General features: G+C 69.0%; 14 protein-coding genes. 8 read left to right on the top strand and 6 right to left on the bottom strand.

The window, feature by feature from the left end:
• Positions 1-17: 17 nt before the first annotated feature.
• Together NQ151_RS13420 and NQ151_RS13425 are read right to left on the bottom strand one after the other, a co-directional pair.
• Positions 18-1,076 (bottom strand): lysylphosphatidylglycerol synthase transmembrane domain-containing protein, encoded by a 1,059-nt coding sequence (locus NQ151_RS13420; RefSeq protein WP_257528394.1) that lies wholly within the window; start codon positions 1,074-1,076, stop codon positions 18-20.
• Entirely contained in the window at positions 1,073-3,379 is a 2,307-nt protein-coding gene (locus NQ151_RS13425; RefSeq protein ID WP_257528395.1) for a glycosyltransferase, read from the bottom strand. Before NQ151_RS13425 ends, NQ151_RS13420 begins: the two co-directional genes overlap by 4 nt.
• 61 nt (positions 3,380-3,440) lie before the next feature.
• Between NQ151_RS13425 and NQ151_RS13430 the strand changes: the two genes are divergently transcribed.
• The 6 genes from NQ151_RS13430 (at position 3,441) to NQ151_RS13455 (ending at position 10,984) form a co-directional block, all read left to right on the top strand.
• The gene (locus NQ151_RS13430) at positions 3,441-4,346 is read left to right on the top strand and encodes a glycosyltransferase family 2 protein (RefSeq protein ID WP_257509380.1); all 906 of its coding nucleotides are present in this window, start codon (positions 3,441-3,443) and stop codon (positions 4,344-4,346) included.
• Complete coding sequence (locus tag NQ151_RS13435) at positions 4,346-6,193, top strand: glycosyltransferase (protein WP_257528396.1); 1,848 nt, start codon at positions 4,346-4,348, stop codon at positions 6,191-6,193. The genes NQ151_RS13430 and NQ151_RS13435 overlap by 1 nt, the downstream gene beginning before the upstream one ends.
• A gap of 74 nt (positions 6,194-6,267) precedes the next feature.
• A complete protein-coding gene (gene glf, locus NQ151_RS13440) occupies positions 6,268-7,404 on the top strand; it encodes a UDP-galactopyranose mutase (RefSeq protein WP_257528397.1) in 1,137 nt (378 codons plus the stop codon).
• A 1-nt stretch (position 7,405) separates the two neighbouring features.
• Positions 7,406-9,439: a DUF6541 family protein gene (locus tag NQ151_RS13445; protein ID WP_257528398.1), complete on the top strand. Its 2,034-nt coding sequence runs from the start codon at positions 7,406-7,408 to the stop codon at positions 9,437-9,439.
• Positions 9,440-9,449: 10 nt separating this feature from the next.
• The gene (locus tag NQ151_RS13450; RefSeq protein WP_257509384.1) at positions 9,450-10,241 is read left to right on the top strand and encodes an ABC transporter permease; all 792 of its coding nucleotides are present in this window, start codon (positions 9,450-9,452) and stop codon (positions 10,239-10,241) included.
• Entirely contained in the window at positions 10,241-10,984 is a 744-nt protein-coding gene (locus NQ151_RS13455) for an ABC transporter ATP-binding protein (protein ID WP_257509385.1), read from the top strand. The genes NQ151_RS13450 and NQ151_RS13455 overlap by 1 nt, the downstream gene beginning before the upstream one ends.
• Before the next feature lie 16 nt (positions 10,985-11,000).
• On the opposite strand, the gene NQ151_RS13460 is transcribed toward NQ151_RS13455, so the two are convergent.
• The 4 genes from NQ151_RS13460 to NQ151_RS13475 all read right to left on the bottom strand — a co-directional run bounded on the left by NQ151_RS13460 (position 11,001) and on the right by NQ151_RS13475 (position 15,997).
• Entirely contained in the window at positions 11,001-12,137 is a 1,137-nt protein-coding gene (locus NQ151_RS13460) for an NAD-dependent epimerase/dehydratase family protein (protein WP_257528399.1), read from the bottom strand.
• 111 nt (positions 12,138-12,248) lie between these two features.
• Positions 12,249-13,247, bottom strand: a complete 999-nt coding sequence (locus NQ151_RS13465) for a glycosyltransferase family 2 protein (protein WP_257509387.1) — start codon at positions 13,245-13,247, stop codon at positions 12,249-12,251.
• 12 nt (positions 13,248-13,259) lie between these two features.
• Positions 13,260-14,597, bottom strand: a complete 1,338-nt coding sequence (locus NQ151_RS13470) for an O-antigen ligase family protein (protein WP_257528400.1) — start codon at positions 14,595-14,597, stop codon at positions 13,260-13,262.
• A complete protein-coding gene (locus tag NQ151_RS13475) occupies positions 14,594-15,997 on the bottom strand; it encodes an O-antigen ligase family protein (RefSeq protein WP_257528401.1) in 1,404 nt (467 codons plus the stop codon). The genes NQ151_RS13470 and NQ151_RS13475 overlap by 4 nt, the downstream gene beginning before the upstream one ends.
• 61 nt (positions 15,998-16,058) lie before the next feature.
• Here NQ151_RS13475 and manA point away from each other — a divergent pair, with 61 nt between their 5' ends.
• Positions 16,059-17,198 (top strand): mannose-6-phosphate isomerase, class I, encoded by a 1,140-nt coding sequence (gene manA / locus NQ151_RS13480; RefSeq protein ID WP_257509390.1) that lies wholly within the window; start codon positions 16,059-16,061, stop codon positions 17,196-17,198.
• Between the two features lie 166 nt (positions 17,199-17,364).
• On the top strand, positions 17,365-17,688 hold the full coding sequence (locus tag NQ151_RS13485; protein ID WP_257509533.1) for a WhiB family transcriptional regulator: 324 nt from the start codon (positions 17,365-17,367) through the stop codon (positions 17,686-17,688).
• Positions 17,689-17,754 lie beyond the last annotated feature (66 nt).

The raw sequence follows: 17,754 nt of genomic DNA on the forward strand, positions 1-17,754 counted from the left end.
GCGAGACGCACTGCGTCCTATGCGTCTGAGACATCCGCATATTCGGTCGTCGCGGCGTCCACTTTGTGAAGCCGTCGGCGCAGCGCGTACGCCGCCCCCGCTGCGAGCCCGGCTGTGAGGAGGTCCCCGGCGGTGAACATCGCACGCGAGACGAGCGAGATGGCGGAGGCCTCGCCGACAGCCATGACCAACCCGAGCAGGCCGATCAGCACGGCTTCGCGCACGCCGACGCCGGAAGGCAGCAGGAACGCGAACAGACCGGCGGTGAACCCGAGGCTCAGAGCGGCGGCCATGAGAAGCAAATCCGCGAGCGGCACCGTCCCGTCGGTGAGAAGCCACAGGTGCACGCCGTAGGTCAGGTACGATCCGAGCGACCAGGCGAGTGCGCCCAGGGTCGTGCGCAGCCGTACCCGGTGCCCCAGCGGCGGTCGGCGGAAGATCTTCAGCATCAAGTTCGCCAGAGCAGTCATGACCCACGGGTGCAAGCAGGCCAGACCGACCGGGAGCAGCAGGAAGAGCCAGAGCAACTCCGGGTGGCCCTGCGCGATCTGAGGCAGGGCGATGGTGCCGAGGATGAGCGATGCGACGACGCCGATACCGGCCGCGTACAGGGAGGTCACGAGCACTCGTGCGCGGGCGACGCCATACTGTCGACCTATCTCCATCTGCAACAGATAGGCCCAGGCGGAGCCTGGCACGTACTTGCCGAGCTGGCCGACGAGCATGATCTGCGCGCTGCGGACGAACGGGACCTCGTGGCCGAGCCCATGCAGGAGCGTCGTCCAGGCGAGGACATTCATCGCCATGCCGATCAGCAGAACCAGCGCAGATGCAGCGACCCACCACGGATTCATCCGCTCGAGGGCGGGCAGGACGGAGTCCCACATGGTGGAGAAGTACCAGATGGTGAAGCCGACGACCGCGAGGATCAGGAGGTAGCGGACGACATGCATGGTCCGCGCAAACCGCGACGAGGGCTTGGCCTCCTGCGGCGACGAGGGCTCGGCCTCCCGCGGCGGCGAGGCTAACTCTTCAGACCCGATATCGCCCGCACCCTCGGGTCCATTTGCACTCATCCGCTCCATGTTACCGGGCCCGGCTGGGAGGTCCCGTGGCCGACGGTCAGCGCGGCATCCAGGAGCGCGGCGGCCCGGGCGTCGAAGGAATCCCGCGCGCGGATCCCGTCGGATATCTCCCGAAGCCGCTCGTCCGCGGGGAAGAGCGAGTCGAGGTCGCCGCGGAGGATCTCGATGAGCTCATCGGTGTCGCGGTAGGTCACCACCGCGCCCGAGAACTCCTCCTCGATCCCCGCCACATGATCGCTGATCACTCGTCCCCCCGCGGCGACAACGTCGTATGGCCTGTTCGAGATGAACCCCGCGGCTTGCATCGCCGGCCAGTGGTCGTTGAGGACGACACGCGCCGTTTCGTAGCGCGCGGGAAGCAGGGCGTTGTCGATGGCGGTGTCGGCGATCGCCGATGCGGGGATGAAGCCGCGCCAGTCGGGACCGTAGACGTGCACCGGGATACCTGCACGGATCGGGCCCACCACCGAGGGACGTGCGATTCCACGGGCGGTCCCCACGAACACGATGTCGTCAGTGCGGGCCAGCCCGTGCGGACGGAACCGTTCGGCGTCGGTGCACTGGAGCAGGGGGTCGACCGGCATGCGCCATCGGGCGCTCGCCTGCGACGCCCACGAGCGCGACGCCGCGAAGACGTGATCGAAGCGGGTGATCTCCTCCGCGGTGATCTCGTCGGGGTGGCTGATGATCCACAGCAAGGAGATGCCGTGCACGGAGGGGAGGATGCGATGCGGGCCGCGCAGGACCAGGGTGACGTCGTCGAGGTAGGTCGACCGCCGGTGGCGCGCTTCGAAGGCGTCGATGACGACCTCTTGCCCCAGCCGCCGCAACGCGTCCGCCACACCTCTGGCGAAGTGCGTGTCGCCCCAGGCTTCGCCACGCGGGCCGGCGGGTGCTGCGGTGCGAATCGCCCACCGCAAGCGCGGCACCGTCCGCCCGTCAGGGCGGCGGGCGGGCGGGCGGGGGACAGTGACGAGGGAGTTGCCGCCGGCCGCCATGGCGAACCCCGCGCGGGCGAGCGCTTCGGCGACGCCGTCCTCCTGCCCCGCGGGTGACTCCGAAGACACAGGCGGGCCATCGGTGCTGTCGGGGACGGGGGTGTGCGCGGCGGCTGTCACACCGGTGAGCACTCCCGTGGGGACGCCTGCCGCGCGCGCGTGTGACGCCACCGCGGCCATGACGCCGTCGGGACGGGTGAGCGAACGCAACGCGTTTTCGACGACGCCCGCCGGACCGGCACCGGTGTCGCCCAACGGGGCGCGGAGGGGGATGAGGCCACTGTCGTCCGCTGCCCTGATCGCGTCTTCGCGGGGGTGCCCAGCGAAGAGCCGGACGTAGCCGCCGTCGTGGCGGACGGTGCCGAGCCCGACGACGGTCCCGTCGGAATTGAGCCACAACGGCGCGACGACTGCGGTCGCACCGTGTCGCAGGAGTGAGAGGAGTCCGGCCGCGCTCATCTGGACGCCGGGGGCCCGCCACGCGACCACGCGGATCCGATCGGGCAGGGCGGCCGCCAAGCGACGGAGGGCGTCGTGCAACGGGGACGGCGCGGACAGGGAGACCTCCGAGTTCGGGGCCCACAACGTCATCAGCGCGGTCTGGAGGCGGATGCCGGCGGATTCGGCGGTGACGGCCACCCGCACCTGCGCCACCCGCGGTGCGACCGCGGCAATGGCGGCGATGGCGAGGTCGTAGTCGACGTCGCTGTCATCGACGACGGCCAGCAGTGCCTCGTGGGTCGCCTCGCTCTCAGAGACGGTGCCACCGATGGTGGTGTCCGCCGGCGCGACCGCAGACAAGGAGATGGCGCGCACGTGGTCCCACGCCACCTCGGCGGTCGACCCGCCGTGGCCCAGGCGGATCGTGGCCCCCTGTTCACGTCGGCGCCAGAGATAGCCGAGGATGCCCGCGGGGTCGTCCTGGGCGTCGGGATTCTCGGCCAGCCGCGCTCGGGCATCCCAGTTGGGGCTGACATCGATTCTCGTCTTGTCGGCGACGAGGTACGCGTAAAGCGCCGGCACGCGCTCGGAATCCGGGAGTTGGCGACTTGCGGTCGCCTCGCAGAAGAGGGGATTGAGCACGAGCCCCTGTCGGAAACCGCCGCGGACATAGCGGCGCACGGCGGCCGCGGCAGAGGTCGGCCGGCCCAGCTGCGCCGTCACGAGTTCGACGTCGACGATCTCGGCCCGCCGGATCACCCGCGCCCACCACAGTCGGTCAGCGACGGCAAGCACGTTTCCCAACAGCGGGATGCGCCGGGCCCCGCGCCAGAGTGTGCGCAGATGGCCGATCACTTGCACGAGTATAGACAGATGCGGATGGTATCGTCGTCCGTTGATCTCAGGAGGCCGAGCGGTGACCGAGCCCAGCACGCGACCGCGCGTGGGAGTAGTTCTCAGAACCAAGAATCGGCCGTATTTCCTGCGTCGGGCGATCCGGGACATCCTCGCGCAGGAATACGACGATTGGCAGACGGTCATCGTCAACGACGGGGGCGACGAGCGCGACGTGCAGGCAGCGTTGGCGACGGTGGCGGATACGCATCGGCACCGATTCACCGTGCTCGATGCCCGCCCGGCGCTCGGCCGATCGGGGGCCGCCAACGCGGGGATCCGGGCGGTGGATTGCGAGTATGTCGTCCTGCACGACGACGACGATCTCTGGGACCCGCGATTCCTTCGCAGCACTGTCGAGTGGTTGGAGCAGCATCCGGAGGATGCCGGCGTCATGGTGCGCACGGAGATCATCTACGAGCGAGCGGAGGGGGACGGGTTCGTCGAGAGCGGGCGGGCGCCCTACTGGCCCGGGATGACGGACATCTCCTATTCGGATCTGCTTCAGGTCAACCGTGCTGTGCCGATCTCCTTCCTCTACCGCGCCGCCCTTCATTCCGCCGTCGGGCCGTACCGTGAAGACCTCCACGCCGTCGAGGACTGGGAGTTCTACCTGCGGGTGACGCTCGGGGCTCACGTCGCCTTCCTCGACGGCCCGCCGCTCGCGTTCTGGATGCAGCGAGTGGGAGTGGGAGGCGATCTCGGGAACAGCATGTTCGCCCTCGCGACGGAGCACGACCGCTACGACCGCCTCGTCCGTGATGAAGCGCTTCGTTCCTTCGTGCGTGAGTGGGGCCCCGGGTTGCCGCTCTACCTCGCCCGCTACATCCAGGACGAGGTCGGACGTCAACTCGATGAGCGAGCGGGGCTGGGCGTCCGACTCTGGCGTCGCGCTCGTGCCCTCCGTCATCGCGGGCGGACCCGATGATGGCCGTTGACCGTCTGCTGCAGCGCGTGGTCTTCCCGCAGCAGAACGCCCCCGCGCCGCTCCCGCTGTACGTGGCGACGGATGACCTCTCGCATCTCCTCCCGTGGAGTCGCACCACATTCTCGGTGGCGGCACGATCGCGGCAGTCGTTCGCCGCGTATTTCTCCGCATTCCCGGCGGCGTGGTGGCGTGAGTCGACGGTCGTGGACCGGGTGCGACTCCAGCTCAATGTGAGCGGGACGGCGCGGGTCAGCGTCGTCGCCTCGGACAGGTCGGGAGCATCTGCCGTGGTCGCGGAACGCGAGATCCACGGACAGGCATCCTTCGACATCGACCTCCCCGAGGACGTCGGCTGGGTGTGGTTCGACGTGACGGCCGGAGCCACCGGCGTGGTCGTTGAGGACGCCGCATGGCACGCGGTCGTCGACGCCCCGCGGCCGGTGTCGGCGGCCGTGTGCATCACCACGATCAATCGGCACGACGACTGCCTGGCGCTTCTCGACGCGCTCGCCGAGGATCCTGTCGTCTGGGGGCGTCTGGGCCGGGTCATCGTGGTGGACCAGGGCAGCCTGCCCCTCCGCGAGGCACCTGGGTTCGCCGAGGTCCGCTCGGCGCTCGGCGACCGGCTCATCGTGGTCGAGCAGCGCAACCTCGGCGGCAGCGGTGGCTTCAGCCGGGGAATGCTGACCGCGGTCGGGTCCGGGGCGACCCACGCGCTGCTTCTCGACGACGACGTGCGGTTGGAGAGTGACAGCGTCGTGCGCGCCTGCGCCTTCTCCGCCTACGCTCGCGAGGAGGTCGTCGTCGGTGGCCAGATGCTCAATCTGCGTGAACCGAGTCGGCTGCACACGATGGGTGAGCTCGTCGACAGGACCGCCTTCTGGTGGCGTCCTGTGGACCCCGACCTGGCGGACGTCGATCTCGAGCGATTGCCGCTGGCCGATTCGGCAGCGCTGCACGCGCCGCGGCGCGTGGATTTCAACGGGTGGTGGTTCTGCATGATCCCGCTCCCGTTGGTTCAGCGTGCCGGCGCGGCGATGCCGATGTTCATCAAGTGGGATGATGCCGAGTTCGGGCTGCGGGCCGCGGCTGCCGGTGTGGACACGGTCACGGTGCCGGGGATCGCGCTGTGGCACATGCCGTGGACAGGTAAGGATGACGGGCTGGACTGGCAGGCGTATTTCCAGCTCCGCAATCGGTTGATCACGGCGCTGCTGCATTCGACGAACCGACGACCCGGTCGTCTGCTGGCCGGGACGCTCGCTCAGGACGTCAACCACGTCCTGTGCCTGCAGTACGGTTCCTCGGCGCTGCGGATCAAGGCCATGAGGGATGCGCTTCGTGGACCGGAGTACCTTCGCGACCCGGCGAACTTCCTTCCGGCCGACGGCATCGCGATCTTGACGGCCGAGCATCAGATCCCGGTCGAGGAAGCTCTCCTTCCGGGTGTGGACGATTCCCGTCCGGCGCACGTCGGCCCCCCTCGCGGTCCCGTCGGATCCCTCGCGAGGCTCGTGCGGGTTGCGGCGCATCAGGTCAGGCGGCCGCGGTCGCAGGACGAGGTCCAGATGATCCTCGATCGCCGCGACGGCCGCTGGTGGCGAGTCGGTCTGCTCGATGCCGTTGCGGTGCGCAGCGCCACGGGCGAGGGCGCTTTCGTCGGCCGTCGCGATCGTCAGCACGCGGTCTCGCTGCTGCTCGGTTCGGTCGTCGCGCATGCCAGGCTCTGGTGGGCGTGGCCGCGCCTTGCCGCCCGCTATCGGGCGGCAGCGGCAGATCTCGCGTCGCTGCGCACGTGGGAGACGGCGTTCTCCGTCGACCCTGGTGAGTCCTCGTCCGGCAGGTAGTACCGGCGGTCGCCGCTAGACTGCCACGGGGCAGGACTGGCGCCGATCTCTTCATCGCGCTCAGAAAGGAACGTATGGATCTCCTCGTCGTCGGCTCCGGATTCTTCGGACTCACGATCGCCGAACGGGCAGCTGCGGCCGGCCGCAAGGTCACCGTCATCGATCGCCGCCACCACATCGGCGGCAACGCGTTCAGCGAGGATGAGGCGACGACGGGCATCGAAGTGCATCGGTACGGCGCGCATCTGTTCCACACCTCGAACGCGACGGTCTGGGAGTACGTGAACCAGTTCACGGACTTCACGAACTACCAGCATCGGGTGTACACCAACCACAAGGGCGTGGTGTACCCGCTGCCGATCAACCTCGGCACGATCAATCAGTTCTTCCAAGCCGCATATTCCCCCGACCAGGCACGTGACCTCATTCAGGAACTGGCGGGGGAGTTCGACCCGAAGCACGCCGCGAACCTCGAGGAGCGCGCGATCGGCCTCATCGGCCGTCCGCTGTACGAGGCGTTCATCCGTGACTACACCGCGAAGCAGTGGCAGACCGACCCCAAGGACCTGCCCTCGGAGGTGATCAGCCGCCTGCCGGTGCGATACAACTACGACAACCGCTACTTCAGCGACACCTGGGAGGGCCTGCCCGTCGACGGCTACACGAGGTGGCTGGAACGCATGGCCGATCACTCCAACATCGACGTGCGGGTGGGGGTCGATTTCTTCGACAGCGACCAGCCCATCAACAAGAAGGCCACGGTCGGGCAGCTTCCCATCGTGTACACCGGCCCGGTCGACCGGTACTTCGACAGCGTGGCGGGGGAGCTCTCCTGGCGCACGCTCGACTTCGAGGAGGAGGTGCTGGAGGTCGGCGACTTCCAGGGCACCCCCGTGATGAACTATGCCGATGCCGAGGTGCCCTACACCCGCATCCACGAGTTCAAGCACTTCCACCCCGAGCGCGCCGACCGCTACCCCACGGACAAGACGGTCATCATGCGTGAGTACTCCCGCTTCGCCATGCCCGAGGACGAGCCCTACTACCCGGTGAACACTGCGGCAGACCGCGCAAAGCTGCTGGCCTACCGCGACCTGGCCAAGGGCGAGCAGGACGTGCACTTCGGGGGACGGCTCGGGACCTACCAGTACCTCGACATGCACATGGCCATCGGTTCGGCGCTGTCGATGTGGAACAACGACCTGGCCTGACGTGACGGACCTCGGATGGCTCGCCGCCGGCGTACCCCTGCTGGCGGCGGTCGCGGTACTGCTCGTGCCGGGCCTGGTCACGCTCGCGCCGCTGCGCATGGGACCGATGGCCCGCGGGGCGCTGGCCGGTCCGCTGTCGCTCGTCGCGATCGGCATCGCCGGCATCGTCTGCGGCGCCGCTGACCTGGCGTTCGCGCCTTGGCAGCCGCTGCTGGTGGCCGCTCTCGGGTGTCTCGTCGCGTGGGGGGCCCGCCGAAGCGGCATCCGCCTGCCGCTTCGGCCGGGCAAGGCATGGCCCCTCGTGGTGACGTGGCTGCTGTCGGCTGGGGTCATCGCTGCCGTCGCCTTCGCAGCTGTGCCCCGACCCGACGCGGTGAGCCAGACCTACGACAACGTCTTCCACCTGTCGGCGATCGCGTCGATCCTCGAAACCGGGGACGCGTCTTCGCTGTCCCTGCGGACGATGATCGAGACGGATCGAACCTGGTCCTTCTACCCTGCAGGCTGGCATTCGCTCGTCGTCCTGGTCGTGCAACTCAGCGGCGCTGCCGTACCGGTCGCGGTCAACGCGGCGTGGATCGCCGCGGCCGCAGTGCTGTGGCTGCCGGGCGTTGCCTGGCTGGCGCAGGTGGTGCTGCCCCGGTACGCCGCTTCGACGGTGGGGCTGGTTGCGCTTCCCCTGGGGGCGGCGTTCGGTGCGATGCCCTACGCCCTGCTGACCTGGGGCACCCTGTACCCGACGTTCCTGGCCACGGCTGTGCTGCCCGCGGCCGTCGCCGTGCCGGTTCTCGCCTGGCGGGCATGGCACGGATGCCGCCCCGCCCTGCGCCCGCGCATCCTCGCCTGGGGGACCGCCGCCACGGCACTGACGGTTGCCGCCGTGGCCTTCGCGCAACCTCGTGTGCTCGCCACCTGGGCGCTGCTGCTTGCGGTTCCCGTCGTGGGCGTCGTGGGCGCGTGGTTCGTGCGCGGCTGGCGGACCGGGGGCGTCGCTCGCGGCCGCGTGCTGTGGGTGGGGGTGTCAGGCGCGCTGGCGGTCGTCGCCGCGGCAGCGGTGGGCTTGTGGTACCTGGTGACCAGGCTCGAGCTGTTCGAGCGGCCCCTCGACGACCGGCTGGGCGGGCCGCAGGCGCAGGCCGTGCAGTCCGTCGGTGACGGCATCTGGCAGGTTCTCGCGCAGGCGTGGTTGACCGGGGTGGGAACGATTCCCACGCTGCCCGCCCTGCTGCTGGCGGCATCCGTCCTGGTCGGCGCGGTCGTCGCCTGGCGTCACCGCCGCCTCCGCTGGCTCGTTCTGGCCTATCTGCTGGTGGCTGCGCTGTTCATCCTCGCGGCCGGATCCGACGACGTGGTCACCAAGCTCGCGACGGCACTGTGGTACAAGGACAAGTACCGTCTCAGTTCCGCCCTGCCCGTGATCGGCGTGGTGCTGGCCTCGCTCGGCGTGATCGCGACGTCACGGTGGATCGCCCGGCGGCGCGCCCGGGTGGCTCGGTCTGTGCCGGTCGCGCTCACCTGGCTGGTCGCCGCGTCGTCCGCGCTCGCGATCGGCTGTAGCGGAGTGACCGCGTCGGTGGCACATGTCTTCCGCATGCCTGACGCCGCGACGTCCGGCGAGGTCGTCTCGCGCGATCAGATCGCGTTCTTCGCCGGCCTGAGCGACACCGTGCCCGCGGGCCAGCGCACGCTGGGCGACCCCTGGGACGGGTCTGCCTGGACACAGGTGTTCGGGGGGCCGGAACCGGTGTTCCCGCATGTCAACGGCCAGTGGGATGCCGACCGGCAGGCGCTGGCGTGGCGGTTGACCGACATCGAAACCGATCCCGAGGTGTGTGCCGCGCTCGACCGGCTCGGCGTCCGGTACGTCACGTATGCGCCGCGGGCTTTCGGCGGCGGCGACCCGGCAGGCAACCACTTCCCGGGCCCGCACGCGGCCGTCGAGGCGGGGTTGTTCACGCTCGTGGACACCGACGGCGAGACGAGCCTGTACCGGATCGACCAGTGCGGCCCGCTCGCTGCGGCCCCGACAACCTAGGATCGACATTGTGACATCTGCCACAGTGGGCGCGCCCGGGTCCCCACGGCGCTACGTGCATTCGCTCTGGCTGCTGTCGGCGCGGGACCTGAAGGTGCGCTACGCGACCAGTGCGCTGGGGTACCTCTGGTCGGTGCTGGACCCGCTCGTGATGGCCGCGATCTACTGGTTCGTCTTCACTCAGGTGTTCGGGCGTGGCGTGGGTGCCGAACCCTACATCGTCTTCCTCATCACCGCGCTGTTGCCCTGGGTGTGGTTCAACTCGGCGGTGTCGGATTTCACCCGCGCCTTCAACAAGGATGCGCGCCTCGTGCGGTCCACCGCCATCCCGCGCTCGATCTGGGTCAACCGCATCGTGCTGAGCAAGGGGGTCGAGTTCCTCTGCTCACTGCCCGTCCTGGCGGTGTTCGCGGTCTTCTCCGGAGCCCAGGTCGGCTGGGGGATCCTCTGGTTCCCGCTGGCTGTCCTGCTGCAGACGATGCTGCTGGTGGGCCTGGGCCTGCTGGTCGCGCCGCTGTGCGTGCTGTGGACGGACCTGGAGCGGACGACGCGGCTCATCCTGCGGGCGCTGTTCTACGCGTCACCGGTGATCTACGGAGTGGCGGATCTGCCCGGCGCGTTTCGCGAGCTCGCCGCTTTCAACCCGCTGGCTGGGATCTTCACCCTGTACCGCGTCGGATTCTTCCCCGATCAGTGGGACACGCTGTCGGTGGTGATGGCGGCCGTGATGAGCGTGGTGTTCCTGCTTCTCGGGCTCGTGGTGTTCCGCCGGCTCGAGAACGCCGTGCTGAAGGAGTTGTGATGGCATCGGAGTTCGCGATCGAGGCGACCGACCTCGGCGTCCGATTCCGGCGGGGTCGCCGGGGCCGTCGCAGCATCAAGGACCTTTTCGGGGGAGCTGCACGGCGCACGCGTCCCGATGAGTTCTGGGCGCTGCGCGCCGTGTCGTTCACGGTGCGCCCCGGCGAGGCGATCGGCGTGGTGGGACGCAACGGTCAGGGAAAGTCCACGCTGCTCAAACTCGTCGCTGGCGTCCTGCTGCCCGATGAGGGCCAGGTGCGGGTGAACGGCGGCGTCGCCCCTCTCATCGAGATCACCGGCGGGTTCGTCGGCGACCTCACGGTGCGGGAGAACGTGCGGCTCACGGCGGGGCTGCACGGGATGCCGCGGGCCGAGGTCGCCCGCCGGTTCGACAGCATCATCGACTTCGCCGAACTACGAGACTCGATCGACACCCCCTACAAGCATCTGTCCAGCGGCATGAAGGTGCGTCTGGCCTTCGCGGTGGTCTCGCAACTGGAGGAACCCATCCTGCTGGTGGACGAGGTGCTCGCCGTCGGCGACAAGGCCTTCCGCGAGAAGTGTTACCGCCGCATCGACGAACTGCTCTCCGAGGGGCGCACGATGTTCTTCGTCAGCCACAACGAGCGGGACCTCCGCCGGTTCTGCACACGAGGGTTGTACCTCGACAAGGGGTCGCTCGTGCTGGACGCGCCCCTGGGTGAGGTCCTGGACCGGTATAACGCGGACTACAACGCCGGCTGATCGCCGCCGGCTCGGATTACCTCAGCAGCTTCCGCGTGACCATCTCATCAAGGGATTGCTGATAAGCCGCGCTCTCTACGGGTTCCCTCATCGCCCAGTCGGCAAACGCGCGCACGCCGTCGAGGAAGGGTACCGACGCGGCGAAGCCGAGGGTCTCGCGTAGGCGCCGGGTGTCGGCGACGTTGTGTCGGATGTCACCCAGCCGATAGCGGCCGGATATCCGCGTAGGCACTGTCGTCCCGTAGGCGGTGAAGAGGGCGTCGACGACTTCCAGTACGGTGGTGGCGGTCCCGGACCCGACGTTGAACACACCGCCCGCCGCCTCGGGACGCGTAGCCGCGAGGAACGTGGCTTCGACGACGTCGTCTATGTACACGAAGTCGCGCGACTCGAGCCCATCCTCAAAGATGTTCACCTCCGTCCCCTGACGAATCAGGGTGGAGAAGATCGAGAGGATGCCGGTGTACGGGTTCCTCAGCGATTGTCCCGGCCCGTACACATTCTGATAGCGCAGCGACACCGGCTCGATCCCCACGGTGGGACACACGGTCATCACGAGGGATTCCTGCATCTGCTTGGTGATGCCGTACACGCTGGACGGGTGGAGCTTGGCATCCTCATCCGTCGCGATCGTCTCGAGTGGACCCTCATCGGGCATCCGGACGTCGAAGTGGCCGGCCGCCAGATCCGCCTCGTTCCGGTGCGGTGGGTACACGACCCGACCGTCCTCGGTGCGGTACGCACCTTCGCCATAGATGGCGCGGGAAGATGCGACGACAACCCGCCGCACGTCGTGTGTGCTGTTGGCCAGGAGGTCGAGCAGCTTCGCCGTGCCGCCGATGTTGGTCTGCGTGTAGCGATCGATCTCGTACATGGACTGACCGGTCCCGGTCTCGGCCGCGAGGTGCACGACGACCGACGCGCCCTCGAGCGCCCGGCGGAGGTCGTCGGTCGACGTCACGGTGCCTGGGATCACTTCGGCCACGCCGTCCAAAGCGCGCAGCAGCGGCGAGGTCGTGGCAGGATCATCGCCGTGCACCTGCGGGATCAGGGCATCCAGAACGGTGACCGTGTCGCCCCCCGCGCGGAATCGGCGGGCGAGATGCGAGCCGATGAAGCCCGCACCGCCTGTGATCAGAACGTGCTGGACCATGCGCTCCTCTCGCACTCGCGAACACCTCGCTCGGGAGAGCCAGGCATTCCGTCAGGCATCAGTGTGACGGGACGATCCTACGGGTGGCGGCGCCCCGCAGGGTCTGGACCACTACAACGCGGGCTGATCCGCGGTGGCCACCAGCGGCGGCATCGGCTTCCACGACGCGTCCCGGGCGATCTTGTGCCCATCGCGGATGCCGCGGAACAGGTGGGAGGTGCCGCGGACGGTGCGCTCCACGAGCAGCAGCCGGATGACCTCCTTGACGAAGGTGAGCGCCGTGCCGGCACCGAACAGCACCGGTTTGTACACCCCGAGCGCGCGGTAATACCGCTTGATGTACCCGCGGTTGCGCATGATGTAGTACCGGTAGGCGTTGCTGGAAGCGTTCATGTGGCGAATGCCCATGTCCCACTGCTTGATCTCGCGGGTGCGGCGGAGCACGAACTCGTCGACGATGACCGAGGTGGTGTGACGCGAGGCGAGCCAGCCGTACATCTGGTCGTCCCAGTAGATGAAGAACCGGGGGTCGGGCAGTCCGATCTGCGCGACGATGTCGCGGTGGATGAACATCCCCTCGAAGCAGCCGGAGTTCATCTCCTTGTAACCGGATTCGTCGAAGCCGGCGGGCGCGAACGGGATCGGGATCGCGAGCGGCTCGGCGATGCGGTACTGCCAGTAGAACTCGCTGCCGTCGTAGTCGTAGCGGCGGCCCTGGATCGACTTGAAGCGCGGTGCCCACGCACCCATCCGGGCAAGGCCGTCCGGGAGGACCTCGACATCGTCGTCCATGAGCCAGATCCAGGCGGACCCGAGCTCGTAGGCGATGCGCATTCCCTCGCTGAAGCCGCCGGAGCCTCCGGTGTTGGTCTCCAGGCGGCGGTAGACGATCTCGGTGCCGATGCGGTCGCGGAAGGACTCCACGACCTCGGTGGTGTCGTCGGTCGACGCGTTGTCGACGATCACGACATGCCCTGGTTTCGGGTCCATCGCCACAATGCTCTCCAGCAGCCGGGTCAGCAGCGCGGAGCGGTTGAAGGTGACCACGGCGATCGTCGCCGATGCGGGGTTGAAGGGCGCGGTGGCGGGGGAGTCAGCGGGAAGCGGCATAGCCCGTCGATCTTACCCCGGCCGCCTGTCCGATCCCCACGGCAGGTCGCCGACGGGCGGCAGATCGGTGCCCTGTGTGGCCTCGTCGATGCGCTCGCGCCATGACCGGGATTGTCCGGCGCGCAGTGCGCACAGCACGAGCATGAGCCACCCGTATCCGGCGAGGGTGAAGCTCTCGAAGACCGAATCGACCAGCAGCGCGACGAGGATCAGCGGCGTCCAGGCGTAGACGATGGAGCGGCGTTCGCTCGCGACCAGCCAGGAGCGCACGAAGGCCAGCCCCACGAAGATCGCGAAGAGGATCAGCCCGACCCATCCCACCTGAAGCAGCACGTCGAAGTAGGCGTTCAGCGCCGAGCGGTGGGTCTCCCGCAGGATGTAGTTGAGGGTGCCGAACGGGAACTCCTCGCTCCAGCTGCCGCTCCACCCCCACCCCTGGATCGGACGGGCGCGCACGAACACCACGATCTGCGCCCACAGGTCCGCGCGGGTGGAGAAGTCCCGTGCCGCACCGATCCAGCCGATGATCGTATGCCGTGCGGTGTAGGCGATCCCGATGCCCAGCACCAGCCCGCCGCCGAGGATCCACTGCAGTGTGCGGCGTCGCACCGGCGAGGTGCGGCGCACCAGGGCCAGTGCGGCGGTGGCGGCGGCCACGGCGACGGCCAGCACGAGCACGGTGGGGGAGTCCGACAGTGCGGCCAGGGTGCCGGCGAGCACCGCCGAATACAGCGACACGCCGGGCCGCACCGACATCGTGCGGTACTCGATGAGGAATGTGATGAGGGCGAGCACCGCGATGAACCCGAGCGCGTTGCGGGTGCCGAAGATGCCCTGGATGGGACCGAGCAGGGCGATGTTGCCCTGCACGCCCAGGAAGCGCAGCGGCATGTCGAGCAGGATGCCGGAGAGAACCTCGACCGCGAGCGACACCGTGAGCAGCACGCGCATGACGTCGCCGAGGGCGCGCGCGGTCTGCAGCGTGTCGCGGACATGCCCGATCACGACGGCGAGGAACGCCAGCCCCACCATCCCCGCCCAGCCGGCCAGGGTGGCGGTGGCATCCTGGCTCCACGTGACGCTCACCAGCAGCCACAGCAGGAAGACGACGAGCGTCGAGGGGACCAGCCGCAGCGCCGAGATCTCCCGTCGACGCGCGGTGAGCATGGCCGCCCCCACGACGCACAGCCCCAGGACGACGGTGACGTATGTCGTGCGGCTGGTCAGCCGCTCGATCGCGAACCCGGCGAACACCGCGCCCAGCGCCGCGTAGGTGAAGGCGCTGGCCATGGCCGCCGACGACAGGATCGCGGTGAACCCCCGGTCGCGGGCCTCGTGCGGCGCGGTCATGCCGCCCGCTCGGGGCGCTCGCCGCGCTCCAGCGCCAGCGTCTGCTCGGCGGGACCGACGCCCACCAGCGGTGCCTGCTTGATCTTGAAGGCGAACATCACCACCGCAAGCCACCCCCACAGCAGCAGCGGGCCCGATTCGGCCAGCCCCTGCACGAGCAGTATCGCCCCGGTCAGTGCCGGCAGCAGTGTCAGCGGCGAATAGGGACGATCGGCGCGCAGGTCCCACCGCGGCCGGTCGACGGCGAAGAACCATGACCGCCAGACGAACGCGAGATAGGTCATCGCCATCAGTACCACGCCGATGATCCCCAGCTGCAGGAAGACGTCGATCCACATGTTGTGCGCCTGCATGACGGTCTGGCCGTGGTCTACGATCCAGCGGTCGAACGCCGGATCCCACGGCATCCAGGGGCTCGCGAAGCCCCACCCGGCCACCGGGCGCTCGCTGGCCTTCTCGATCACGGTGCCCCAGATCCGCTCCCGCCCGGTCAGATCCGCCGAGCGCCCGAGCATCCCGAAGATCCGGTCCCGCAGCAGCCACGCCGCCGTCAGACCGCCGACGGCCACGACGGCGTACCCGATGTAGTAGCGGGTGCGTTCACCGGGGCGTCGTGCGGTGCGCATCAGCAGGATCGTGACGAGCACGACGACGACCATGCCGGCGGCGAGGAACGCCGTCGCCGACCCGGCGCGGACGAACAGGAACAGCGCCGCGACCATCCAGGCCACCAGGAGCGGGCGGTGCGGTGCGCGCGCGGCGAACCGGATCGCGAAGACGATGAGCGCCAGCAGCGCGGCATACGCCAGCAGGTTCGCGTTGCCGAAGATGCCCTGGATGCGTCCGTCGTCGAGGAGGTTGTTGCGCGACCAGTACACGATCGGGTCCGGCGCCTTCTCGGCCGGCACCACGAAGCGGGGCAGGATCGGTCCGCCGATGGCGACGGTCACCCACACCTCGAACGCGATCGACAGCGCGACGACCCACTTGCACGCCGACGCGATCGCGCGCACCAGTTCGTGCCACGTGAGCACGGCCGCCACGAAGAAACCCTGCAGGGTCGTGATGAGCAGCAGAAGCAGCGTGACCGCGGTGGTGGCCGGCCACGCGGTCCACAGCAGCGACGCCGTCGCGAACGCGACGTACGCCAGCGCGAACCAGGGCAGCCGCCGCCACTGCACCGGGGGCTTGAGCACGATCCACAGGACCGCCGAGACGACGCCGGAACCGATCGCGATCACGGTCGTCGGGATCTCGCCCACGGCGAGCACCCAGGCGGTGCCGGCCATCGTGGTGAAAAGCACGAAGATGCACCACGCCCGCAACAGCAGCACCCCGGTCCGCTCGCGCACCGGGGCCGCCGGCGGCGCGGAAACCGGGTGCTTAGTGTGGACGGCCATGGTGAGATCAGGCTACCGCCCGACTTCGCATGCACGCCCTGCCGCGCTCTAGGCTGGCAGCGTGCTGGTACCGCTCTCCAACAGCCCGCGCGATTACGCGTGGGGCTCGTCCACACTGCTGGCTGACCTCACCGGACGCATCCCGTCAGGTGACCCCGAGGCGGAGATCTGGTTCGGCGATCACCCCGGGTGCCCGAGCATCGTCGAAGACGGCTCCGGCCGCACGCTCGATGTGTGGCTGCGGGAACAGGATGCCGCGCCGCTGCCGTACCTGGTCAAGCTCCTCGCCGCCGGGTCCTCGCTGTCGATCCAGGCCCACCCCTCGAAAGCCGAAGCGGTCCTGGGCTTCGCGCGGGAGGAGGCGGCAGGCATCCCGCGCGATGCCCCCGAGCGCCTCTACCGCGACGACAACCACAAGCCCGAGATCATCGTCGCCGTCAGCGACACGTTCCGCGCTCTGGTGGGCCTGCGGCCGCTGGCGCAGACGCGCCGGCTGGTCGCCGCGCTCGGCCCGTCCGCGGGCCCTGCCGCGTTGACGGTACGCCTCGAGGGCGCCGACGAGGCCGCCGTGCTGCGGGCGACGCTGGCGTGGCTGCTCTCCGGCGACGCGCAGGCCGACGTCGACGACATCATCGTCGCCGTGCGCGGCGCGGTGGATGCCGAGTTCGCGGCCGAGCTGACCACGCTCCGCCGCATCGCCGACGATTTCCCGGGGGACCCGGGCGTCGTGGTGGCGCTGCTGATGAACCACGTCGAGCTGCGGCAGGGGGAGGGGCTGTTCGCGCCGGCAGGAGCACTGCACGCCTACCAGGACGGCCTCGGCCTGGAGCTGATGGCGGCGAGTGACAACGTGCTCCGCGGCGGACTCACCCCGAAGCACATCGATGTCGCCGAACTGCTGCGGATCGTGGACACCACGCCCGGGCCCGCACCCATCGTCGTGCCGCGTGACGGCATGTTCGACGTCGGCATCCCGGACTTCGCCCTCACCCGCCTGCTGGTGGACCGCGAGACGCGAGTCCGCCTCACCGGACCGGCGATCGTGGTCGCCGTGCGCGGCGCCGTCGAGGTCGCGGGGGAGCAGTCGGGCACGGTCGGCTCGCTGGGCCCGGGCGCCGCGGCGTACGCGGGCGCCGAGGAGCGGGAGCTGGCGTTCACCGGCTCCGGAGAAGTGTTCATCGCGCAGCCCGGGCGCCGCTGACGTCACCACGCCGCCCTTTCGACCGCGCGACACGCCGCAAAACACGCGGTGAACGTTGAAGTCGCGGTTGAGGGTTTACGATCTGCGACTTGACCGCGAGGAATCACACCGGTGTAATTAGGCATACGCACACACCGTGCAGACATTCAGTAAGGCGGGAGACGAGATGACTGGATCGCAGTATCGCTCGGGCGTTCCCGACAACTGGTTCGTCGATCCGGTTCAACTCGGAGTTCCCGGTGTGCGTCGTCACGTCGAGGACGACGACGGTCAACTGGCTTGGCAGACCGACGCATTGTGCTCGCAGACCGATCCGGAAGCGTTCTTCCCGGAGAAGGGCGGCTCGACCCGCGACGCCAAGCGCATCTGCACCTCGTGCGACGTGCGCAGCGAATGCCTCGAGTATGCGCTCAACAACGATGAGCGTTTCGGGATCTGGGGCGGGCTCAGCGAGCGCGAGCGCCGCAAGCTCAAGCGTCAGGCGTCCTGAACCGGATTCGGCCGACCCGCGCGCATGAGCGCGGGTTGCCGCCGACGCGCCCATAGGCTGTCCCCG

Source organism: Microbacterium sp. zg-YB36 (assembly GCF_024623575.2).
In the GTDB taxonomy this organism is placed as follows: domain Bacteria; phylum Actinomycetota; class Actinomycetes; order Actinomycetales; family Microbacteriaceae; genus Microbacterium.

Bases quoted from the DNA above. Each gene is read 5' to 3' on its own strand.
- NQ151_RS13420 (WP_257528394.1), bottom strand. From the start codon at position 1,076: ATGAGTGCAAATGGACCCGAGGGTGCGGGCGATATCGGGTCTGAAGAG.
- NQ151_RS13435 (WP_257528396.1), top strand. From the start codon at position 4,346: ATGGCCGTTGACCGTCTGCTGCAGCGCGTGGTCTTCCCGCAGCAGAAC.
- glf (WP_257528397.1), top strand. From the start codon at position 6,268: ATGGATCTCCTCGTCGTCGGCTCCGGATTCTTCGGACTCACGATCGCC.
- NQ151_RS13455 (WP_257509385.1), top strand. From the start codon at position 10,241: ATGGCATCGGAGTTCGCGATCGAGGCGACCGACCTCGGCGTCCGATTC.
- NQ151_RS13460 (WP_257528399.1), bottom strand. From the start codon at position 12,137: ATGGTCCAGCACGTTCTGATCACAGGCGGTGCGGGCTTCATCGGCTCG.
- NQ151_RS13465 (WP_257509387.1), bottom strand. From the start codon at position 13,247: ATGCCGCTTCCCGCTGACTCCCCCGCCACCGCGCCCTTCAACCCCGCA.
- NQ151_RS13470 (WP_257528400.1), bottom strand. From the start codon at position 14,597: ATGACCGCGCCGCACGAGGCCCGCGACCGGGGGTTCACCGCGATCCTG.
- NQ151_RS13475 (WP_257528401.1), bottom strand. From the start codon at position 15,997: ATGGCCGTCCACACTAAGCACCCGGTTTCCGCGCCGCCGGCGGCCCCG.
- NQ151_RS13485 (WP_257509533.1), top strand. From the start codon at position 17,365: ATGACTGGATCGCAGTATCGCTCGGGCGTTCCCGACAACTGGTTCGTC.